Source organism: Caulobacter sp. 05T431, assembly GCF_056665975.1.
Genome location: NZ_JBFTKU010000182.1, coordinates 1 through 366 on the forward strand (window position 1 = coordinate 1; position 366 = coordinate 366).

The 366-nt window shown below is 63.8% G+C and carries 1 protein-coding gene; it reads right to left on the reverse strand.

Features of this window, described 5'->3' with window-relative positions; translation table 11 throughout:
• The coding region (locus AC1U89_RS25030) for an MFS transporter (protein ID WP_479902312.1) at positions 1 to 366 on the reverse strand (366 nt) is incomplete at both ends.

The following is a 366-nucleotide window of genomic DNA, read 5'->3' on the forward strand; positions in this document are numbered from 1 at the left end:
CTCCAGGGCGTTGGTCAGCCACGTCTTTTCGTCCGGGTTGAGCCACCTGGCCTTGGCCGGGGAATCGGCGAGGTAGAACCAGGCGATGATGCCGACGACGATGGCCGGAATCGATACGCCGAGGTACATCACGCGCCAGCCGTCGAGTCCGAAGAGGCCCTCCTGCTGAATGAGCYAACCGGCAAGTGGTGCACCGATGACCGTGGTCAGCGGCTGGGCCAAGTAGAACAGGGCCAGGATCTTGCTGCGGTGACGGGACGGGACCCACAGGCTCAGGAAGAGAATGGCGCCGGGAAAGAAGCCGGCTTCGGCCACACCCAGAGCGAAGCGCAGAATATAGAGCCCCTCCACGCTGCTGACCCAGAC